Genomic DNA, 19260 nt, shown 5'->3' with positions numbered 1-19260 from the left:
GGCCCCCCATTCAGGTGATATTCTTTCTGCGGAATACTATTTTTCGTGGGCTGTCCTTGAGAGTTTCGAAGTGAGCCCAAGCCATCTCCGCGGACAGGCCGTCCCGGTCTGTAATCAAATGGCGGGTGTGGCTGTTGTGGCCGAATTGACCGACGAAATACCGATTAATCCCCCGGGAGACGTCTAGCTCAACTTCGATGTTAAGGAAGGTATCGTCAAAATCACCCAGGACAAGACTAGCCATTGTCGTCGGCGTCAGAGTCAAGATGTACTGGAAGGGTGTCATTCCGGGGAGCGGCAGCCAAAGCCTCGGGTCTGGTGGCGCGGGCATCACCAATACTGGCGTGCTCGATGAGCGGAGCCGAACCTTCGACCGCATAACGGTGAGCCCTGCTCCACGAAAATTCTGCTCCGTCCAGTCAAGTGATGACGCCATGTAACTGAAGAATTCTCTTGCCAATTCGGGATCGGACCGCATCTCCGAATACTGGATACGTTCTCGATCCGAGAAGGGAATGGCGCTGGCCGGCGATGCCGCTAGTTTCGCGAGCTCCATCTGGGATGCATGATAGTGTGGAGTCCGCGCTTCCAAGTGCCGGATAAGCGCGTAAAGGATCGCTTTGTCAGATCGATCAAGCGCTTCCGTTCGCCCGCTTACAATCTTTGCCCATGTATCGCTTCGAGATATCGGCGTTTCGATGCGGCTGTTGATCCTGCTCTCAACCGATACAGGTGTCTTTCCCTGCATGAAAACGTAGAGGTCGCGCTCAAATCCAAGGCTCTCGATTGAGCGCTCAGCCCATACCGCAAAATCGCCGTTCTTCGCGACAGTCGTTATTTTCTGCTTTTCGGGGTCTGTCGCGAAATTTCGGAGAAAAAACTGCGGAACGTAATGGTGATCGCGCGGCTCATTCATCAGGCTTGTCGTCCTACGGCGACAAAATAAACTGGCGTTTCCAAAAGTGCGAGCAAGCGAATACGAACTGCAACGACGTTCCCCGATGGGCCTTGATGAGGGATCAACGCCAGCTCGTGAAGTCCTTGGCCCGCCGGCTCGGTACCCGGGATCCCTCCGACAAATTGCACACACTCGGACGTTTCTTCTCTCAGAATAATTGGCAGAAGAAATGGCTGAATGGCCCCAACGCCCATCTCGGCGACAACAAACGCGTGCGCGATTTTCGCCAGCATGCGAAAAAACGGTGGCGCGATGAAGTGGGCCTGCGGCTCGATATAGGCAACGCCCAAGTGACGGGCGAGCTTCTCCAGATGAGGCATGATCCCATCCCGAAAGGACGCAGCTCTAATCCAAAGGGTCTTCACCTTGGCGCCACGCTCCCCTTCTGTGACATCACCCGTCAACTCATCCGGCATGGCTAAGTTGGGAAACAGGATGAGAAACGGATAGATCTCCTGCGCCACATCAATAAAGGAAAAGTCGGAATCTGGAGTGAGTTTAACCTTCAGGGGAAGCTTCTCGGGCCTTTGCTTCTTTCGGCGCGTGGGCATCGAATAATACATTCGAAGCGGCCCAAGAATGGTGCGAAGCACAACGCCCTCAAATGCGCCGGTGATGGTCGCGCACGGTCGGCAGCTTGCCTTCGGCAACAGCCAGCGACCACCAAGCCCTGATGGTATAATATGCTCGTCCGTAAGGTCGTCTTTGCAACCACAATAAACGCAACGGTTTACTGGCGGATACTTCCGGTCTGAATGGAGCGGCAATTTAAACATGGGGCCCATCTTAACCGACGGTGCCTGATTCGCACTCTTCTGACATTTGGCTGCACGTCTACGCTCCAAGGGGTCTCCGCTCGCTTGTCGGATGGCGACACAATCTTCACGCAAGCGCAATCGGCCCGAACATGCCTCCTAGCTAGATCGAGCATTGGCTGAAGATGTTGCGTGGCATAACTGCGCGATTTTTGCGGCGGCGGCGCATGCCCAGCGGGCGGCGGACTTCCTGCTGGAAAGGTACCCCGCCTAGCGGCGGGGCTTCCGCTTTGCTTTTTTTGCCTTCTTTGGCGTTGGCCGGGCCGCTCTTTTTGCGCTCTTCGGCTTCACTTTGGCTCCCGGCTTTGCCTTCGCCTTGGGTTTTGACTTGGGCTTGGGCTTCTTCGCTGCTGCCGCGCTCACCGCCGGTGAAACTACGCGCGCCTTCTTCGTCGCGACCTTCCTTTTTCCACGCGATGCAGATGACGGCTTTTTCGCACGAGTTATTGGTGTCGGCTCGCCTGGCTCGTCATAGAATCTCTCAAGCTGCTCCTTTCTTGGATGCTCGCGCTCCACAAAATCCTTGCGGTGAAATTTGCCGCCGGCCAACCAATAGATTGACGTAAAGCTCTTTGAGCCGCCCCAGCCCTCACGGTGCTTTCTTCCGCCATGCGCTTCCTTCTCGCCTGCGATGATCCAGACGGCTTCAAGCTTTTCGCGTGTAAGGAAGGATAGAAACGCGTCCCTGTCGATAAGGGCCGCGCCGGGGCCCGCTTCATGCGTTGACGGGTCGAAAAAGAGCGTTTTATCACCGTCACCCGAATAGGAGAGGTCCCGCCCGTTTGAAAGGCGCATCCCGAGCCCAGCAATCAGTCCTGGCGCGGGCACACTGAAGCTGACCGACTCTTCGATTGAATGGTCATGACCGCTGCGCTCGGCGGAGTAATCCGTAACCGTAGGCTGAATGTCGACGACCAGTCGGTTCCAATCCTCAGGCTTCATCCACGCAGATACATCGCCATACAACGGGTGCCAAGGGTACTCGCCGATATAGCCGTCGGACGACTTGTCCAGTTCAGGCAGATCAAAATGCCTGTTAAACAGTTTACCGGATAGAGCCTTCACAACCTTGCTGCGATCGGCGGCGCGTACCAGAAAGCTGCGGATTTCAAAAGCCGTTTGCCGGTCGAGCATTCGCTCACCTTCCCGCATGACCCAGCAATTCCAGCGCTCGAACTCATCAACGACGAGCCATGTCCGGCCCGTCTTCGGATCCGTAGCGGTTAGCAACGACGCGTCATTCACCATATCTTCCGGCGTATCGAGCCACGCCAGGCGCGAGGCGGGTGACATCCCGCGGAGGTTCACGTCCACCGGCATCCACCATGTCCGGCCGCTTTGCCGCGATTCCTTAGGAGTCTTCAAAACAAAAAGTGAGGGATCGAGATCACGCCGGCTCACTTGCCACGGCCCCTGAAAGACGCTCAGTCCGCTGTCACGGCTCCATCCAACGAAACAAAAATTATCACCTAGACGAGCCAGCAACTCGTGAAACGCTATCCACTGATACTTCTTGCCGATGCGCTCGACCCGATGCTCCGTCCGACTACCATGCGCGTGGTCCCGATCGAATTCGCCGAACAGCTCCGGGGTCCAACCAAGGTCATGCGCACGCTTGCACACCCAGCGGCGCGCGCGCATTCGGTCGAAGGATGGAGGCCAAGAATAGTATCGCTTTGCGCCGCGCAAATCCCTACGCACGATGTGACGCGCCCGGATGTTGTACTCCAGCCATTCGGCCTCACCCAACGCAGCCTCTAACCGCGCCTCGGCTTCATCGACGGCCTGCTCGAATTGGCTCACATCCTTTTCGTCATCGTCACCTTCGTCTTGGTCATCATCTTCTTCTTGCCCCGAGTCATTAACGGTCAAGAACTTGAATTTGAATGGACCAAGAGGCCCCTGATTGGCCCGCCACCCATCACACGCCGCGATAAGCTCGTTCAGACGGGCTTCCGCTTCTGGAATCCGGCTAACCACATCGCTGACCCAATTGCGATAGATTTGCTCCTGGCTCTGCGCGACGAGAGCAATCGGGAATCCGCTAAATTTCCCGACCGGGGTATCCATGACATAGCGTGCGAAGTCGCCATCATTCACGCTGGAGTTCACAATATCGTCGCGAACGCTCTTTCCTGGGGCATATTCTTGCACATAGGTCTCGATGACGGCGTCAGGCACATCCTCGATGCCGGATGAGCTGCGATAGGATGGCCGCGCCCGGGTCAAATCAAAGCCCGCGGGCAGGGCACCTCTTATGTGGGCGAGCTCTACGATTCCGCGCGCATGGTCGCGGATGAGGACATGGGCGAGCGCCTCATCGCGGTCAAACACACAATGATACGCAGCTTCCGCCAATTCACGCAGCCCGTCCTTTGCCATGCCCTGCAAGGCGGCTCCGTACGCTGCAGCCATGACACGGTCGAGGATATAAAGATCATCAATACCTTGAAAACGGCGAATAAGGCTTGCGGCCAATGGGAGCCGCGTGGCCAATAATGCCGCGAGCGCTTTGGTGGCCCGGTCCCGGATGAGACGATGGCTTGTCGAGAACAGCCAGCTCAGCGCGATAGCGACGAGCTCGGCACGCTTATCTTCGATGGGCTCAAAGCCGTTTTGAAGAGTCCAGCCAATCAAGGTTTCGATAGGGCTGTCTTCGTCGTCACCCTCCTGTGCAACGTATATGGACCAGGCCCTATCCCGTTGCGGCATCGCCTGCTTGACAAGTCTTCCGTGCAAATACTCCGCGTTAAACGCATTGTCCGGTTCGCTCGCGACCGCGAGCAGCGTGCGCATGGTCTCGTTACGCCCCGATATCTTGGAAGCTTCCTTCAGTAAATCGAGGGTGCGCTGCGTGAAGGCGCGTTGCTCGCGCCACAGGACGCTGCCAACAAACGCGCGCAGGAGCAGCCATCTGTTCCGCGGCTTGGGCATTGCGTCCGGGAATTCGAGTCCACAACGCTCCGGCAATTGAACCGCCATCGCTTCCAACACGCCCGCATGCTCATAAGCCTTAGGGCTTTCAAGGTAAATCTCCAGCGGCGTGCCTGGCAGAAATGAATCCTTCGGTGCCGACACATCGAGATGCTTATCGAACATCTGGCGCGCGATGCGATGGTCGCTATAGCGCTCAAACGAAAAGCGCACGATTTGGACGATGGCGCCGCCGTTTCCCGTCACGGGCTCATCGGCCAGAATTCCCTCGCTAACGAGCCTGGCAAGCAAGCTCTTTTCGAACACACCGTGCGCGGGGACAATCGCCTCCATAAGAGCATCGGCCTTGTCGTATTCGAGATAGCCGCGCTCCCCTTGATCGAAAGCAACCGCAAGCACCTCAAGCGCTTGGGCTACCTTCCCCAGCTTATGATCGAGCCCAAGCTGCCGCTCGACGGACTTTGCAACGGCTTCTGAGTAAAAGCCAAAGATCTCCGTTACCCCGCGCAGGCCGCGCGGGAATTCCTGAAGGTGTTCCTTTTCGAGATAGTCGCAACAGGTCTTGAGAAAGAGCGGATTCTCGAATTCCGGGATGAGGTTCGGCGCGGCCATGCGCACAATGCCGCGCTTATCCAGATAGTAGCGGGCGGCTGCTGCGGCACGACCCGCGAACCCTACATGCTCAACCTGAGACAAATCCGGTCCCGGACCCGCCGGCAAGATGTATGGCAAATAAGTCGAACGACACGACAGGGCGATGGCCACACGCGGGAACGCCTCAATCGTCTTGAGAAACGCTGCCAGCCGGTGGGACCAGATTGCGATTCCATGCCGCTCGTTAATGGCGTCGATGAAAATCACGGCCCGGGTCCCCGCAGCCTGCGCCGCAGCGTCGAGAGCGCCAAGGAATTTCTCGGTGGAAATCGTCAGGTCAAGCTGTTTGACGATCTGCGCCCAGGGGTCGTCGTCAACCAGCGTACCGCCGAGAATAAGGAGTGAGGGATGGCCATTGGCAACCTGATGATCGACCGCGTCTCCGAATAGATGCGATTTACCGATACCGCCCGGGCCCGTAACCAGCGCCCGCCGGCTGTTCACCAGGCGCCAGCTATCACCGGTTACCCCTTCGATGATGGCATTCAACGCCTCTTCGAGCCCGCGCATATCATGGTACAGATACTGCACATCATCGTCGCGCTTCGGAGGCGGCGGATTGCCGTTGCGAACGGCACGCATGGCTTGTGCGGTCGCCACCAGGGCCTCACTTCCCAGCGACTTGGTACGTTCGACAGGGAAAATGTAGGCGGGGTCATCAGGCGTCGCCGATAACAGTGAGCTAAGCGCACTGGTCGTTGCCTCAACCGCCGCGATTTCTGCTGTCAGGCCGCCGCTCACCGTCAACCGCTTAAGGCGATCGATGACGTCGTACCGGGCCTCTTCCAGTTTTTCGCCCCATAGCTGGACTTGATCAAGAACGGACCGGTCGCGGCAAAGGCCAAGGATGGTGCGGCGTATGGGCAACTCAACATTTGTTTCAGGGGTATAGCGCTGGCCGAGCCCGTCGCGTGCCCGCTCAAATCGGCTGGTAAACCACGCTGAGGTGAGAAATGTCTCATCGAACCAGAAAGCCGCCCTGCCCGAATAGAGCGGACTGTCGCGCCCCAACCGCTCGACAAGCTCGGAATGCCCCCACAGCTCGATGACGAGCTTGCGCTTTGCCCTGGTTGCAGCACTCGACCATTTCTTGACCCAGGCCTGCCAGCGCGCAAGCTGGGTTTTCGCCTTGCCGATGCGCTGGTCGAACAGATCGAAGGGTATGCAGACAATGTACCGGGTAAGCCGCGGATGCTTGGCCAGCGCCTGCTTGATGGACTTGTCGAGCTGCGCAACCTGGCTTGCATCAAGCTTAAAGAAATACTTTGTCTGCCAGCCCGTCTCCGAGCCGTCACCATGCCGCATATAACACTCGACACCTGCGTCCGCTCCAACACCCTTGCGGTAGAAAACATCCCCGGATGCCCGAGGCTCTAGCGCCGCGAGTTGCGAGCATAATTCCTCGAAGGCGTAATTTTGAGTCCCTCCGAAGGAACGAATGCGCTGGAAGTCGAGATTGACTGCTGCCACTTGGCGCCTCGATTTTACGTGATCGACCAGTCGTTTGAAGTCCGCCAGCGGCGGATTGGCGATCGGTACGGATCTAAACCTCACGCAACATCGGGAAAGACAGCACTTTGTTCTGCAGGCTGCCGGCTGGCAGCGAGCAGAGCGACTCTACGTCGCTCGCATTGAGAAGCACGTCGTCGGCGATCTCGGTGGGCAGTTTGACTTTGTTATCGATCAACATCCGCGCGGCCGAGCCCAGCACCGTCGGCGTCGACAGTGTGAAAGCGTTGTCGAGCGGTTCTCGCTTGCGGATGCCGCGGGCGTTCATCTGTTTCCACATGTACTTGACCTGATCGGCGTTCAAGATCCCGAGTTCCTTGCACCGGTAGATCATCGCCGCAACCGCCACGCGCCATCGGCCTTTCAGGGATAGGAAGTAGTCGATGGTGGTGTTCGCGATCTCCCGCGCGAACGTACGGCGCGGTAGAAGCAAGGCGCCTGCGAACCGGTTGGCCTGATTTTCAAGCCGGTCCAAGTTTCGACTGTTCACCTCGACGCCGTTGTGCAGGACGAGGTGGCCGAGCTCGTGTGCCAGGTTGAAGAGCTTGCGCGAGTTACTTTCCTGGTCGGCGGCGTAGAGCACGTATGGTCGTCCTCCCTGCCAGCGGGAGACGGCATCCATATCCTCGCAGCGCACGGGCTCCTCGATCACGATGACGCCGTGATATTCGAGCAGCGGAGCCAGATCAGTGATCGGACCGAAGCCGACGTTCCAGAACTCGCGCAGTTGGTCCGCGATCTCCTCGATCCGCTCATTGCTCTCGTGTTCGTAGTCGAACTCGATCGCGGGCAGGTGCACCGGTGGCAGCTCGACGTATTCCGCGAGCGACTCCGTGATATAGAACGCCCACTCCAGCCGGCGGCCGACCCGCAGCCGGTCGGGCCGTTGCATGCGCTTCAAGCTGCGCCACGTCGGCGTCAGGAAGCTCTCGGCGCTGTGTTTGCGCGGCGTTGTGAAAAAAAACGGTGGCTGTCGGGTGACGGCGATGATCTTGCTGAACACGTCGCCGCGCGGAGCGAAGGCGCCGGTCTCATAGGTACCGACGGATTGACGGCTCACGCCGATCGCGTCGGCGAACTGCTCGTCGGTCATGCCGACGGACTCGCGCGCCTCCCGAATCCTCTCGGGAATGATCCTCGCAGACATGGGCACGCCTTCAACGCTTGGTGTCGTCGTTCTTTTTCTTCTTCTCGATCATCGAGACCACGTTGTCCTTGAGCCTCATCTTGGACTTCGGGTCGATCTTGGCCGGCCGTTTCGTGTCCTCCGACTTCTTTTGCACCACTACGGCCATCAGGTTGATACGGGCGAGCCACTCGTCGGCATTCGCCGACGGCGACTGCCAGAGCGCGTGCGAGAGCCGGCCGTCCGGCGCCGCGCGGTACGTCAGCCACGTATAGAGCTTCGGCGGCGCCAAGCGGATGATCCGCTCCTCCTCGGTCTCGAAAAGGTTCGGCATGTTCGACGCCCGCGCGTCCTGGCGATTCGGCGTGTCTTCCGGAAACTTGGTCGGGTCCTCCGTGCGGACGATGTGCCCGTGGCATTCGCCGCTGTAGATGTCCAGCCAATGCCACGTGCCGCGAGGCATCGGCGTCAACGTGCACTTAAATGGGAGATCGCCGGCTTTGCACATCTCCTCGAAACGCATCAGGATGCCGGCTCGGCGGATCAGACCGCGCATGTCGTCGCCAACCTCTGACGAGAACATCGGTGTGCCCTTGATCACGTCGTCGCCGGCGGCGATACCTTCGCGCAGGGCCCGGAGCGTGTTTGCGTAGGTGTCGTAGGGGAACGCTGTGTCTAGACGTTGCTGAAAGGTCTTGGTCTGCATAGCGGTACGATTTCCTCTGCCCCGAGTCGCGCCAAGTAAATCACCCCTTTTGCTGTCCTGTGTCAAGTTTTGCGCCCCTTTTATCGTCATCCTGTCAAGGGTGGGGACGAAAGACCCCTGAAAATCAGGGACTTGGCTGCAGAAGTGCGGAGACCATCATCTTCGCGGGGCTACGCCGAAACCTGCGCAATGGCTCACCGTGTTGTCACCCATCCGATTCGTAACCCAAAACTTCCGGACCGAATTCACTGCTCAAGAGGAAGCAATGGCCGAAAAACGAAAAATTCCGAAGCGGCTCTTCAAGTACCGCGCGTTCAACAATCTCACTCTGGATATGATCGTTGCGGATAACCTCTTTTATGCCGACCCAAGCACATTCAATGATCCGCTCGACACCCGGCCCTCGCTCAACATTGACCTTCCGGCTTCGGATCTGGAACGCGCACTACGGCAGCTCCTCGAGCGACGCGTGAGTGCGGAGATGAAAGCCGCGGCTCAGACAATCGGGTACCAGGGTCCGGAAGCCCTCGGTCACATCGATCGACTTGGCCGACAACGAGCCGATAAAGTCATTTCGGAAATCAGCTTCTATGCTACCGATCCTAGCTACGAAGTAGACGACCCTCTTCAGTTACTGCTTGGCAGCGATCTGGAGAAGGAACTGTTGCTTCAATATGACAAGGGCATTGTATCCTTGGGGCGGCGCGCCACCTGCCCGTTGATGTGGAGCCACTATGGCGATCAGCATCACGGTGTCTGCATCGGCTACTCGGTGCCGTCTGATGTGCTCGACGATCTCCATCAGGTTAAGTACGGCGGCACGCGGCTCGTCGATGCCAGCAAGGTCCTAGCGATGCTCGATGGCGACAAGAACGCTCGTCGTCAGGTCGACGAAGCCGTTCTGTTGCGAAAGGCGGCGAGCTGGCGATACGAGCAAGAATGGCGTTTGATTGGACGGCGCGGGGTGCAGCGTTCTCCACTGGAGCTCGAAGAGGTCATCTTCGGTATGCGCTGCAAGGAAGCTGTAAAGTACGCTATCGTCACAGCGCTGGATGGTAGGCGACGCCCCGTTCGATTCTATGAAATGCGCGAACTCTACGGGACCTTCAATTTGAAGAAATATCCGCTGGAAGACGGAGAAATGAGAGCCTTTTTTCCGCGGCGATCTCGTGACATCCACGAAGCATTCGAATCCGTCGCTGCTGACCACAAGGAGGAGGGGCAATCGTTGTGATGGCTCTGCCGTCGCTTGCCCTTTTCGTCTTTGGCGCCTGTAACCGTCAGATTGGCAGATCGAGTTGCGGTGCCGCATTGTCGTCGCTTTGTAGCGATGAAAGCGAGACTCCCAGAAGCCGGACGGGCTTGGGAAGGGGCATCTCGTTTTGAAGTAAGGTAACCAATAGACGTTCGAGGTCACTGCGGCTCGAAACCGCGACGGGTACGGATCTACTTCGTGTGATGATCTCGAAGTCGTTGAACTTCACTTTCAGCGTCACCGTGCGTCCCAGGTTGCCAGCGCTCTCACAGTATCGCCAGACCTTGTCGATGAGCGGCTTCAGTTCGACAACCATGGCGTCGAAGCCAGTGACGTCGGCGGAGAACGTGTTCTCAGCACCGACGGATTTGCGGATTCGGTCGGCGCGGACCTCGCGGTTATCAACGCCCCGCGATATCCAATAGTAGTAACTTCCGGCCTTTCCAAAGTTGGCCTGCATGAATTCGAGCGACTGATTGCGCATGTCGAGGCCGGTGTAGAGACCCAAGGAATTCATCTTGGCGCCGGTCGCCGGGCCGATGCCGTGGAACTTGCCTACGGGCAAAGCTTCGACGAAGGTCGGACCCATCTCCGGCGTAATGACGTACTGGCCGTTCGGCTTGCGGTGGTCGGAAGCGAGCTTAGCCAGAAACTTGTTGTAGGAGATCCCGGCGGAGGCGTTGAGGCCGGTCTCCAGCTTGATCTTGCCACGGATTGCTAGCGCGACGTCGCGCGCCAACGGAATGCCTTGGAGGTTTTCCGTGACGTCCAGATAGGCTTCGTCCAGCGACAGCGGCTCGATGATCGGGGTGTGCTCGGCGAAGATCTCGCGGATCTGCAGGGAGACCGCCTTGTAGACCTCGAAGCGCGGCTTGACGAAGATCAGGTCTGGGCATTGCCGCTTCGCGGTGACCGACGGCATGGCTGACCTGACGCCGAACTTGCGCGCTTCATAGCTGGCCGCCGCCACAACGCCGCGCTCCCGGGATCCGCCGACGGCCACCGGCTTGCCGCGGAGATCCGGATTGTCCCGCTGCTCGACGGACGCATAGAAGGCGTCCATGTCGACGTGGATGATCTTGCGCTGACGGGGCGAGGGCTCTGCCTGGTCGTCGTCCTCGGCGGTCACGTTGTCTGCCCGGCTGGGTCTTCCTTGACGCCGCGGGCGACGATCTTGAGCGATCCGTCCGGAAGCGGCCGCTGCAGGTTCAAGACTTCGTCCGGAGGAGCCGTCATCCAGGTCTCGACTTCTTCTGGCGTTGTCAGGATGACGGGCATCGCCTTGGGGTGGATGGCGCCGACCTCCGCGTTAGGCTCCGTCGTGAGGAACGCGTAGAGGTCGTTGGTGGCCTCACCCTCCTTGACCTTCCGGACGGACGTCCAGTTGGTCCAGATGCCGGCGAAGCAGGCGAGGGGACGGGTCTCATCGAGCGCGAACCAAATATCCCCGCCCTCGGCCTTGTTGAACTCGCTGAAGGAGTTGAACGGTACCACGCAGCGATTTTCGGTCCCCAGCCATCGCGTCCAGTGCTTGCTCTTTACATTGCGGATGTTGGTCGTGCCGCCGTCCGGCTCCATCCGCAGCAATTCCTTGAAATCGACCGTCTTGCCCTTGGCCTGCAGCTTCTCGGCTCGTTTCTTCGTGGCGTCCATCAGCGCCTTTGATGATGATGGCATCCCCCATCGCGCCGTAGCGAGCTCGCGGCCCTCGGCTCCGTTGCGCACGATCGGCGCCTTGTAGTCGGGAAACACCCCGGGCATCGGCGCCAGGTTGCCAACGTATCGGTTCACGCCGCGGAACAGCGCGCTGATCGCGGCTTGGTTGGTCGTGATCGAATAAAGATTGCACATCGGTCAGGATTCGGTTCGAGGGTGGCGCGGCTGCCACGTCAACTGTAACAGAGTCGCGGATGGACGCCGGCCCGCCTTGGCGCATTTGCGGCAGCGCAGCCGGCTGGCGAGATCGTGCACGAAGGTGGTCGGCGGGTGCTTCATCGCCGCGAGGTCGACATCGCTCGGCGTCTTGCAGCGCGCGCACCTGATCTCCAGCCAGGGGAAGCCTCCGTTCACGGCCTGATCGATGGTCGGCGACGGATCGATCGGCTCGCCGTCACTCCACATCCGCTCGTTCCAGCTTTCGCAAAGCAGCCTGTCGGCTTGCTGGATCATCGCCTCGCCTTTGGCCCGCATCTCCGCCGATTGGGTCGCCAGGATGCTAGCCATCGCGCGTGCCTTGCCGAGCTCTTTTGCCAGAGCCTTGCGATCGCCTCCCGACAGGGGCGTAGGGTGATACTTCGGGGCCATCCGGACATCCAGGCGCAGAGAGATCGGATCGGCAAATCCTGAGCGACTACGGCGTCTCGAACGCTGGCCAGCACCCGTCTTCTTCATGCCTGCCGGTGCGCTGCTGGCAGGTGTTGTCGAGCAGCCGTTGCGCGACGTCCTTCCAGACTGCGTTGCGGCCATACAAGCGGACGGCATCGGCGGTCTGGATTTCGACTATTCGCTCGCAGCGGCGGCAGGTCACGCGGAGGACGTGGCGCTGAACGTCGGAAAGACGACGCTGCCGGATCTCGGTTGCGGTCGTGCCGGCGCGAGGATCTTTGAGCACCGAGTCCCAGTATTCGGCCGGAAGCGGTGCATCCGGAGCCGCAGCGGAAGATGTCGGCCTGCGGGCGGCCTCGGCGGCCAGCTTTTCCATTTGCTTCGGGGTCGGCATGCGCCAGCTCGCGGGTCGGTCGGTCATGCCCGAATTAGAACATAACATGAACAATGTCGAGTCCGTCCGAGGGCTACCTGAGAAAAAATCACCCTGGCGGGAGGGATGTGATGTCGGAACCAAGGCTCGTGGATCGTCTTGAATCCGGCATCAGTAATGGAGTTCCCCCGCGATGGCCCCCCGCGCAAACTGGAAAGGCTTCCTACGTCTTTCCCTCGTCACCTGTCCGGTTGCGCTCTATCCGGCCACGTCGGAATCCGAAAAAGTCTCGTTCAACCAGCTGAACCGAAAGACCGGCCATCGGATCAAGTACGCCAAGGTGGATGCCGACACCGGCGAGGAGGTCGACAACGAGGACATCGTCAAGGGCTACAAGGTCGACACGGACACTTTCATCGAGGTGACGAAAGAAGAGTTGGAGAACGTCGCGCTGGAATCAACGCGAACGATCGAAATCGACGAGTTCGTAGACCGGAGTGAGATCGACCCGCGGTATCTGATCCGCCCCTACTATCTGTGCCCGGATGGCAAGGTTGGGCACGACGCCTTCGCAGTCATCCGCGAAACCATCCGCGAGATGAACAAGGTCGCCATCGGACGCGTCGTGCTGACCAATCGCGAGCACATCATTGCGCTCGAGCCTCTGGACAAGGGGTTGATGGGGACGCTGCTGCGCTATCCCTATGAGGTGCGTTCTGCGGATGAGTATTTCGATGACATCCAGGATGTAAAAGTCACCAAGGACATGCTTGATCTCGCCAAGCACATCGTCAATCAGAAGGCGGGCCATTTCGAGCCGGACAAGTTCGAAGACCAGTACGAAACCGCCCTCATCGATCTCATCAATCAGAAGCGCGCGGGCAAACCCATCACCGCGAAAGCGCGTCCTCGAGGTGAGAACGTCGTTGACCTGATGGACGCGCTGCGCAAGAGCCTCGGACGAGACGCGGCGGGCCCGACCGAGGCGCCGAAGAAGACGGCCAAGAAGCCACGCAAGGCGGCCGCTGGGCAGAAGGAAATGCTGATGCCGATCACCGGCAAAAAAGCGGCGAAGGAGGGTGCGGCAAAAAAGCCCGCCACAAGGTCGCAGCGAAAGTCGGCTTAGGTCCCCAAGGTTGGAGACGGGTTAGCCTCAATGCTTAGCGCCGGTCCTCCTCGTCAGGGGAGCATTCTGGACAGGTATCGCCAATCGAGTCCAGCACGTCGCGAACCGCGGCTTCCGCCGCCTGAGGGGATACGTCTGCTGGCGGGTCTCGACGAGCGATATCGAAGGATCGCTCTCGCGCATGCGGATCGGCGCGATCCTGCATCCAACCGTGCTCCTCGCACTCGCGGATGGCGCCTACTTCCTGAAGAACGTGGATCGCCCATCCCCGCAGCGTCCGTGTTGTCGGCCTTCGTTCACTGATCATCAGCATTGCAACAGACTCCGAATACGACGAATCCTGTGGCCCGTCGTTTGTTCCGGCTGTTAGCACAAGGCTGGGATTCCCCGACGGCAGAGGACGAGGTTTTCCCGCATTCTGAGGCCACTGCGGAAATGCCAGGCTGTTCTCGCAGGATTTGCCAGCATCACGTTCGCTCAGGTTTTTAGTGGGTGTGCGCGTGCGGTGGGCCGCACCGGGCTCTCGTGTTGGGGTGGACGGCCCCCTTCCGCCACAGTGCGTGGCAAAAAGAGGTCGTCGCTGACCTCAAACGAAGGAGCCGCCCGTGGAAACGATTGTTCGCATCGGTCTGGATACGTCGAAGAGTGTGTTTCAGCTGCATGGCGTTGACGAGACCGAGCAGCCGGTTCTGCGGCGTAAGTTGAGACGGGGGCAGGTTTTGGAGTTCTTTAGTCGTTTGCCGCCCACATTTGTCGCGATGGAGGCTTGCGGGGCGTCGCACTATTGGGCGCGGGAGCTGCAATCGCGCGGGCACGACGTGGCGATGATTCCGCCTCAATATGTCAAACCGTACGTGCCGCGCGGGAAATCCGACGCTGCGGATGCCGAGGCAATTTGCGAAGCGGCAAGTCGGCCGAAACTGCGCAAGAACTTTGTGCCTATCAAGAGCCCTGAGCAGCAGGGTGCACAGATGCTCGCGCGTGTGCGCAACCAGTTCATAGGCAGGCGTACCCAACTTGCCAATTCGATCCGCGGCTACGCCGCGGAATTCGGCTTTACCGCGCCCAAGGGGCTTTCGCGTCTTCAACAATTGCTGATCGACATTCAGGCCGATGCAACAGTCCCCGACCTGGCTAAAGAGTTGTTGGACGCCTTGGCAGTTGAGCTGGCGCGCGTCGACGACCAGATCGCCAAGCTCGATAAGAAGCTCATGCAACTCCACCGGAGCAACGAGATGAGCCGACGGCTGGCGGCTATCCCGGGCGTCGGTCCGATCGGTGCGACGCTGCTGTCAATCAAAGTCGTGGATGCTCGAGGGTTCAAGTCGGCGAGAAACTTTGCCGCCTGGCTCGGCCTGACCCCAAAGAATCATTCGACGGCTGGAAAGAACAGGCTTGGCGTCATTACCCGCGCCGGCGACGGCATGTTGCGAACCGTTTTGGTGGCTGGGGCGACGGCTGTGATCGCAGATATGCGTCGCCGGGAAACTCGCTCCTGGCCTTGGCTGAAAGACATCATCGCGCGCAAACCGCCGAAACTGGTGGCCATAGCGTTGGCAAACAAGCTGGCGCGGATCGCCTGGAAACTGATGGTCAGCGGCGAGCGGTACCGGCCTGCAAGCAGCGTCATGCCGATGCCGACATAGACTTGAACGAAATGCAGAGCTTGGCGCCAGACCGGCAGGTTTGACGCTGGGGGCGGAACTTGCAGGACAGGAAGAGGTGGTACGTTCGGCGCAAGCCGGTCAGTGAAATGCTCCGCTCGGTTTACCGGCAGAAAATGCCGCTCTCGTGTTTGGATCTCACTGTCCGCGAAGCCCATCTTGGCCGGTGGTCGCAAGACCCGAAAACAGGCCGGACATATGAGCGCAAGCGATCCGAGCATGCTGCCAGAGCCATTTCTTGCAAGTCGGGGGCCGTCCACATATGAACCGAGCCGCGCAGCGTCTCGGCCTTGCGGCTTCGATCCCTCGCGCCAGCGCTATGGTGCTCCTCGCCGGGGGCAATCGGAAAAGGGGCTCGCCTGCGGCGATCGCTATCACTGCCCCGTTCCCGGGTGCCGCTATTGAACCGGTCTCGTCGCTGCACTCGGACCCGCGTGCCCCTTCGGGTCGCTATGCTCACGCTCTCCGGGTGCCATCTCTCGAAGGCGATGCGCCCTGGCGCACGCCTGATCAGGCCTGTGGCCTGGCAGATTGCGAAGAGGCTGAGAGTAAGAGTGCAGGCTGGGTTTTTCCGTGACGGGTTACAAGCTGCGAGAGAGGCTCGCGGTGCCCGTCGCGGAGACCCGCGATGTCGAACCCTAATGCTTGCGCGCGCGCCGGCCAGGACCGGGCGAACCTCTACAACGAAATCACCGACAAGATCATCGCCGAGCTTGAGGCCGGACGCGTTCCCTGGGTTCAGCCTTGGGGTACGGCCGCGGCGAAAGCGCCGCTGGCTATGCCGAAAAACGCGTCGACCAACCGGCAATACAGTGGGGTAAACATCCTCATCCTCTGGGGAGCCGTGATCGAACGCGGATTTGCCGGTCAAAGTTGGCTCACCTTTCGCCAGGCCCTCTCGCTTGGCGGCCACGTTCGCAAGGGAGAGCGCGGCACCACAGTCGTCTACGCTGATCGTTTCGTGCCGAATGACGAAAAACGACGCGCCGCCGAGACCGGCGAAGACGCGCAGGCAATTCCATTCCTCAAACGATTTACCGTCTTCAACACCGATCAGTGTGAGGAACTGCCCGATGGCATCGCCGCCGCTGCGCCGCCCCCGCCGACTGGCCTCATCGAACCCACGGTCGACGCCCTGATCAAGGCCAGCGGAATTCCATTTCGGATTGGTGGAGATCGCGCATTCTATGCAACAGCCGAAGACTTCGTTCAGGTCCCGCCGCCGCAGGCGTATTTCGAACCCATCAATTGGCATCGCACCGCGTTGCATGAACTCGGTCATGCGACTGGGCATCCCTCGCGCCTCAATCGCGACCAGAGCGGATCCTACGGTACGAAGAAATACGCCTTCGAAGAACTGGTTGCCGAGTTGAGTTCCGCGTTCAGCTGCGCGTCGCTCGGGATTGTGCCCACCGTGCGCCATGCAGACTATATCGGCTCCTGGCTTGACGTCCTGCGCGAAGACAATCGGGCCATCGTGCGCGCCGCCTCGCAGGCGAGCAAGGCGGCGGACTATTTGCTCGGCTTCGTTCCCGGGGTCATGGAGTACACGTCGCTGCATTCGGTTGTCGCCGATCACGAGGCGGCATGATGCGTGGCCTCGTGGCCGCGCGAGAGTGAGAGGAGGGAAGGCTGTTCGCGACGGGTTGGAAGCCGAGAGAGAGTCTACCGGCCGCCCGTCGTGGAGAACCAAAATGACGAAAGCCGTACAAAAGATCACGCTGTCGCCTTCCCGGGACATTCCCTTCAACAAGCTCGTGCTCAGCCAGTCGAACGTTCGCCGCGTAAAGGCCGGTGTTTCGATCGAGCAGCTAGCCGAGAGCATCGCGCAGCGTACGCTCCTGCAAAGTCTAAGTGTCCGGGCTGTCGCTGATGCAGATGGCAACGAGACCGGCATGTTCGAGGTGCCGGCGGGCGGCAGGCGCTATCGCGCTCTCGAACTCCTGGTGAAACAAAAGCGCATGTCAAAGACGCAGGCGGTGCCATGTGTCGTTCGTGAGGGGGGCATCGCCGCGGACGACTCGGTGGCGGAGAACGATGAGCGGGTCGGTCTGCATCCGCTCGATCAGTTTCGGGCCTTCCAGACGCTCCGCGATCTCGGTATGACCGAGGAAGACATCGCCGCCCGGCACTTCGTGAACCCGGCTATCGTGAAGCAGCGGCTGCGGCTGGCGTCGGTGTCACCGAAGCTGCACGAGGTCTATGCCGAAGACGGCATGACGCTCGAGCAACTCATGGCGTTCTCGGTCACGGCCGATCACGCCCGGCAGGAGCAAATCTGGGAGAACGTCAGCCGTTCCGGTTATGACGAGCCTTACCAGATCCGCCGGCTGCTCACTGAGAACACCGTGCGCGGGTCCGATCGTCGAGCCCAATTCGTGGGCCTCGATGCCTATCAGCACGCAGGCGGCGGCGTTCTGCGGGATCTGTTCGAGCAAGACGACGGCGGCTGGCTCCAGGACATCGTGTTGCTCGACCGGCTCGTGGCCGAAAAGCTCAAAGCCGAAGCTGAGACGATTGCTACCGAAGGCTGGAAGTGGATCTCAGTCGCCGTGGAGTTCTCCTACGGTCACACTCAAGGCCTACGAGAAATCGAAGGCAAACCTGTCGATCTCTCGCCTGAGGAGCAGGCCACTATCGATGCTCTCAACGCCGAGCAGGCCAAGCTTGAATCCGATTACCAGGATGCCGACGAGTTGCCGGACGAGGTCGATCGGCGTCTCGGGGAAATCGAGTCGGCATTGGCGGCATTCGAAGACCGACCGATGCTTTACGAACGGACGGAGATCGCCCAAGCTGGTGTCTTCATCAGCATCGATTCCGAAGGGCGCCTCTCCGTGGACCGGGGTTACGTCCGGCCAGAGGACGAGATGCCGACAGCCGATCCTGATGCCGAGCAGGGCGCCGATGCGTCGTCGACTGAAGGTCAAGGAGAGGCCCCTTCCGTCCAGCGCACGGTCATCGCGGTCGCAGGTAGTGCTCCTGATGCTGAAGAAGATGATGAGGACGCGGCCAGGCCTCTGCCGGATCGGCTGATTATCGAGCTGACGGCGCATCGTACGCTGGCATTGCGGGATGCGCTGGCAGAAAATCCAGCGGTTGCGTTCCAGGCAGTGCTGCATAACTTCGTGCTGACGGCCTTTTACCGATTCGCGTCGTCGGGGAGCTGTCTTGAGATCAGCCTTCGCACGCCGAACTTTCCCGCCCAAGCTCCGGGGCTGAGGGAAAGCGTCTCGGCCAAAGCAGTCGAGGCGCGGCATGAGGCCTGGAAGGCGCGGTTGCCGAAGAGCGAGAACGATCTCTGGGATGCGCTGACGGCTCTCGATGGTGGTGCACAGGCATCGCTGTTCGCCCACTGTGCATCATTTGCGGCCAACGCCGTCTATGAGCCGGCCAACCGCTACAACCAAGGCCGTGTCTCGGCTCAGGGTGTCCGCACGCGTCTCGGCCAAGCTGATGTGCTGGCGCGGGCGGTCGGGCTCGACATGGTGCAGGCTGGCTGGCGACCGACTGTCGACAACTATCTCGGCCGGGTCACCAAGCCGCGTATTCTGGAAGCGGTGCGGGAAGCCAAGGGCGAGTCGTCGGCGCAACTGATCGACCATCTGAAGAAGGCCGACATGGCCAAGGAGGCCGAGCGTCTTCTGGATGGCTCGGGTTGGTTGCCGGAGCCGCTGCGTCTCGTCGACCCCGATGTGGCGCCAGTGGAGCAGGAGGGGGAAGCGGGCTCGCTGCCCGAATTCCTCGCCGACGAAGAGGATCGGGAGGCCGCCGGCGACGAAGATCCGCAACAGCTCGACGCGGCTGAGTGACAT

At 59.9% G+C, this 19260-nt stretch carries 15 protein-coding genes; 5 read left to right on the top strand and 10 right to left on the bottom strand.

The window, feature by feature from the left end; all coding sequences use genetic code 11:
• Nucleotides 1-10: 10 nt before the first annotated feature.
• The 5 genes from ACVW16_RS11650 to ACVW16_RS11630 form a co-directional block, all read right to left on the bottom strand.
• Entirely contained in the window at nt 11-916 is a 906-nt protein-coding gene (locus ACVW16_RS11650) for a DUF4238 domain-containing protein (protein ID WP_456699363.1), read from the bottom strand.
• The gene (locus tag ACVW16_RS11645) at nt 916-1734 is read right to left on the bottom strand and encodes a hypothetical protein (protein WP_456699362.1); all 819 of its coding nucleotides are present in this window, start codon (nt 1732-1734) and stop codon (nt 916-918) included. Before ACVW16_RS11645 ends, ACVW16_RS11650 begins: the two co-directional genes overlap by 1 nt.
• A gap of 249 nt (nt 1735-1983) precedes the next feature.
• A complete protein-coding gene (locus ACVW16_RS11640; RefSeq protein ID WP_456802355.1) occupies nt 1984-6831 on the bottom strand; it encodes a hypothetical protein in 4848 nt (1615 codons plus the stop codon).
• Between the two features lie 73 nt (nt 6832-6904).
• A complete protein-coding gene (locus tag ACVW16_RS11635; RefSeq protein ID WP_456699360.1) occupies nt 6905-8017 on the bottom strand; it encodes an ImmA/IrrE family metallo-endopeptidase in 1113 nt (370 codons plus the stop codon).
• 10 nt (nt 8018-8027) lie between these two features.
• Nucleotides 8028-8768 carry a hypothetical protein gene (locus ACVW16_RS11630; RefSeq protein ID WP_456740928.1) on the bottom strand — a complete coding sequence of 247 codons (741 nt, stop codon included), beginning with the start codon at nt 8766-8768 and terminating at the stop codon, nt 8028-8030.
• A 199-nt stretch (nt 8769-8967) separates the two neighbouring features.
• Here ACVW16_RS11630 and ACVW16_RS11625 point away from each other — a divergent pair, with 199 nt between their 5' ends.
• On the top strand, nt 8968-9936 hold the full coding sequence (locus tag ACVW16_RS11625) for a DUF2971 domain-containing protein (protein WP_456699358.1): 969 nt from the start codon (nt 8968-8970) through the stop codon (nt 9934-9936).
• A 46-nt stretch (nt 9937-9982) separates the two neighbouring features.
• Here the strand turns inward: ACVW16_RS11625 and dinB are convergent, their stop codons facing one another.
• The 4 genes from dinB to ACVW16_RS11605 are packed head-to-tail and all read right to left on the bottom strand — an operon-like array spanning nt 9983 to nt 12703.
• Nucleotides 9983-11086, bottom strand: a complete 1104-nt coding sequence (dinB, locus tag ACVW16_RS11620) for a DNA polymerase IV (protein WP_456699357.1) — start codon at nt 11084-11086, stop codon at nt 9983-9985.
• Nucleotides 11083-11808 (bottom strand): SOS response-associated peptidase, encoded by a 726-nt coding sequence (locus ACVW16_RS11615; RefSeq protein ID WP_456802354.1) that lies wholly within the window; start codon nt 11806-11808, stop codon nt 11083-11085. The genes dinB and ACVW16_RS11615 overlap by 4 nt, the downstream gene beginning before the upstream one ends.
• A 3-nt stretch (nt 11809-11811) precedes the next feature.
• On the bottom strand, nt 11812-12261 hold the full coding sequence (locus ACVW16_RS11610) for a hypothetical protein (RefSeq protein ID WP_442546379.1): 450 nt from the start codon (nt 12259-12261) through the stop codon (nt 11812-11814).
• Nucleotides 12262-12307: 46 nt separating this feature from the next.
• A complete protein-coding gene (locus tag ACVW16_RS11605) occupies nt 12308-12703 on the bottom strand; it encodes a hypothetical protein (RefSeq protein WP_456699355.1) in 396 nt (131 codons plus the stop codon).
• Between the two features lie 145 nt (nt 12704-12848).
• Here ACVW16_RS11605 and ku point away from each other — a divergent pair, with 145 nt between their 5' ends.
• Nucleotides 12849-13781, top strand: coding sequence for a non-homologous end joining protein Ku (ku, locus tag ACVW16_RS11600; RefSeq protein ID WP_456699354.1), 933 nt, complete (start codon nt 12849-12851; stop codon nt 13779-13781).
• 34 nt (nt 13782-13815) lie between these two features.
• On the opposite strand, the gene ACVW16_RS11595 is transcribed toward ku, so the two are convergent.
• Nucleotides 13816-14094 carry a hypothetical protein gene (locus tag ACVW16_RS11595; protein ID WP_456699353.1) on the bottom strand — a complete coding sequence of 93 codons (279 nt, stop codon included), beginning with the start codon at nt 14092-14094 and terminating at the stop codon, nt 13816-13818.
• A 292-nt stretch (nt 14095-14386) separates the two neighbouring features.
• Here ACVW16_RS11595 and ACVW16_RS11590 point away from each other — a divergent pair, with 292 nt between their 5' ends.
• From ACVW16_RS11590 to ACVW16_RS11580, 3 genes are all read left to right on the top strand, one after another.
• On the top strand, nt 14387-15427 hold the full coding sequence (locus ACVW16_RS11590; RefSeq protein ID WP_456698882.1) for an IS110 family RNA-guided transposase: 1041 nt from the start codon (nt 14387-14389) through the stop codon (nt 15425-15427).
• A gap of 646 nt (nt 15428-16073) precedes the next feature.
• The gene (locus ACVW16_RS11585; protein ID WP_456699352.1) at nt 16074-17036 is read left to right on the top strand and encodes an ArdC family protein; all 963 of its coding nucleotides are present in this window, start codon (nt 16074-16076) and stop codon (nt 17034-17036) included.
• A 103-nt stretch (nt 17037-17139) separates the two neighbouring features.
• The gene (locus tag ACVW16_RS11580) at nt 17140-19257 is read left to right on the top strand and encodes a ParB/RepB/Spo0J family partition protein (protein ID WP_456699351.1); all 2118 of its coding nucleotides are present in this window, start codon (nt 17140-17142) and stop codon (nt 19255-19257) included.
• Nucleotides 19258-19260: the final 3 nt, after the last annotated feature.

The sequence above is a fragment of the Bradyrhizobium sp. USDA 4474 genome (assembly GCF_054057515.1).
Note: the sequence above shows the minus strand (reverse complement) of the source record. Positions and strands in the feature narration are given on the sequence as shown.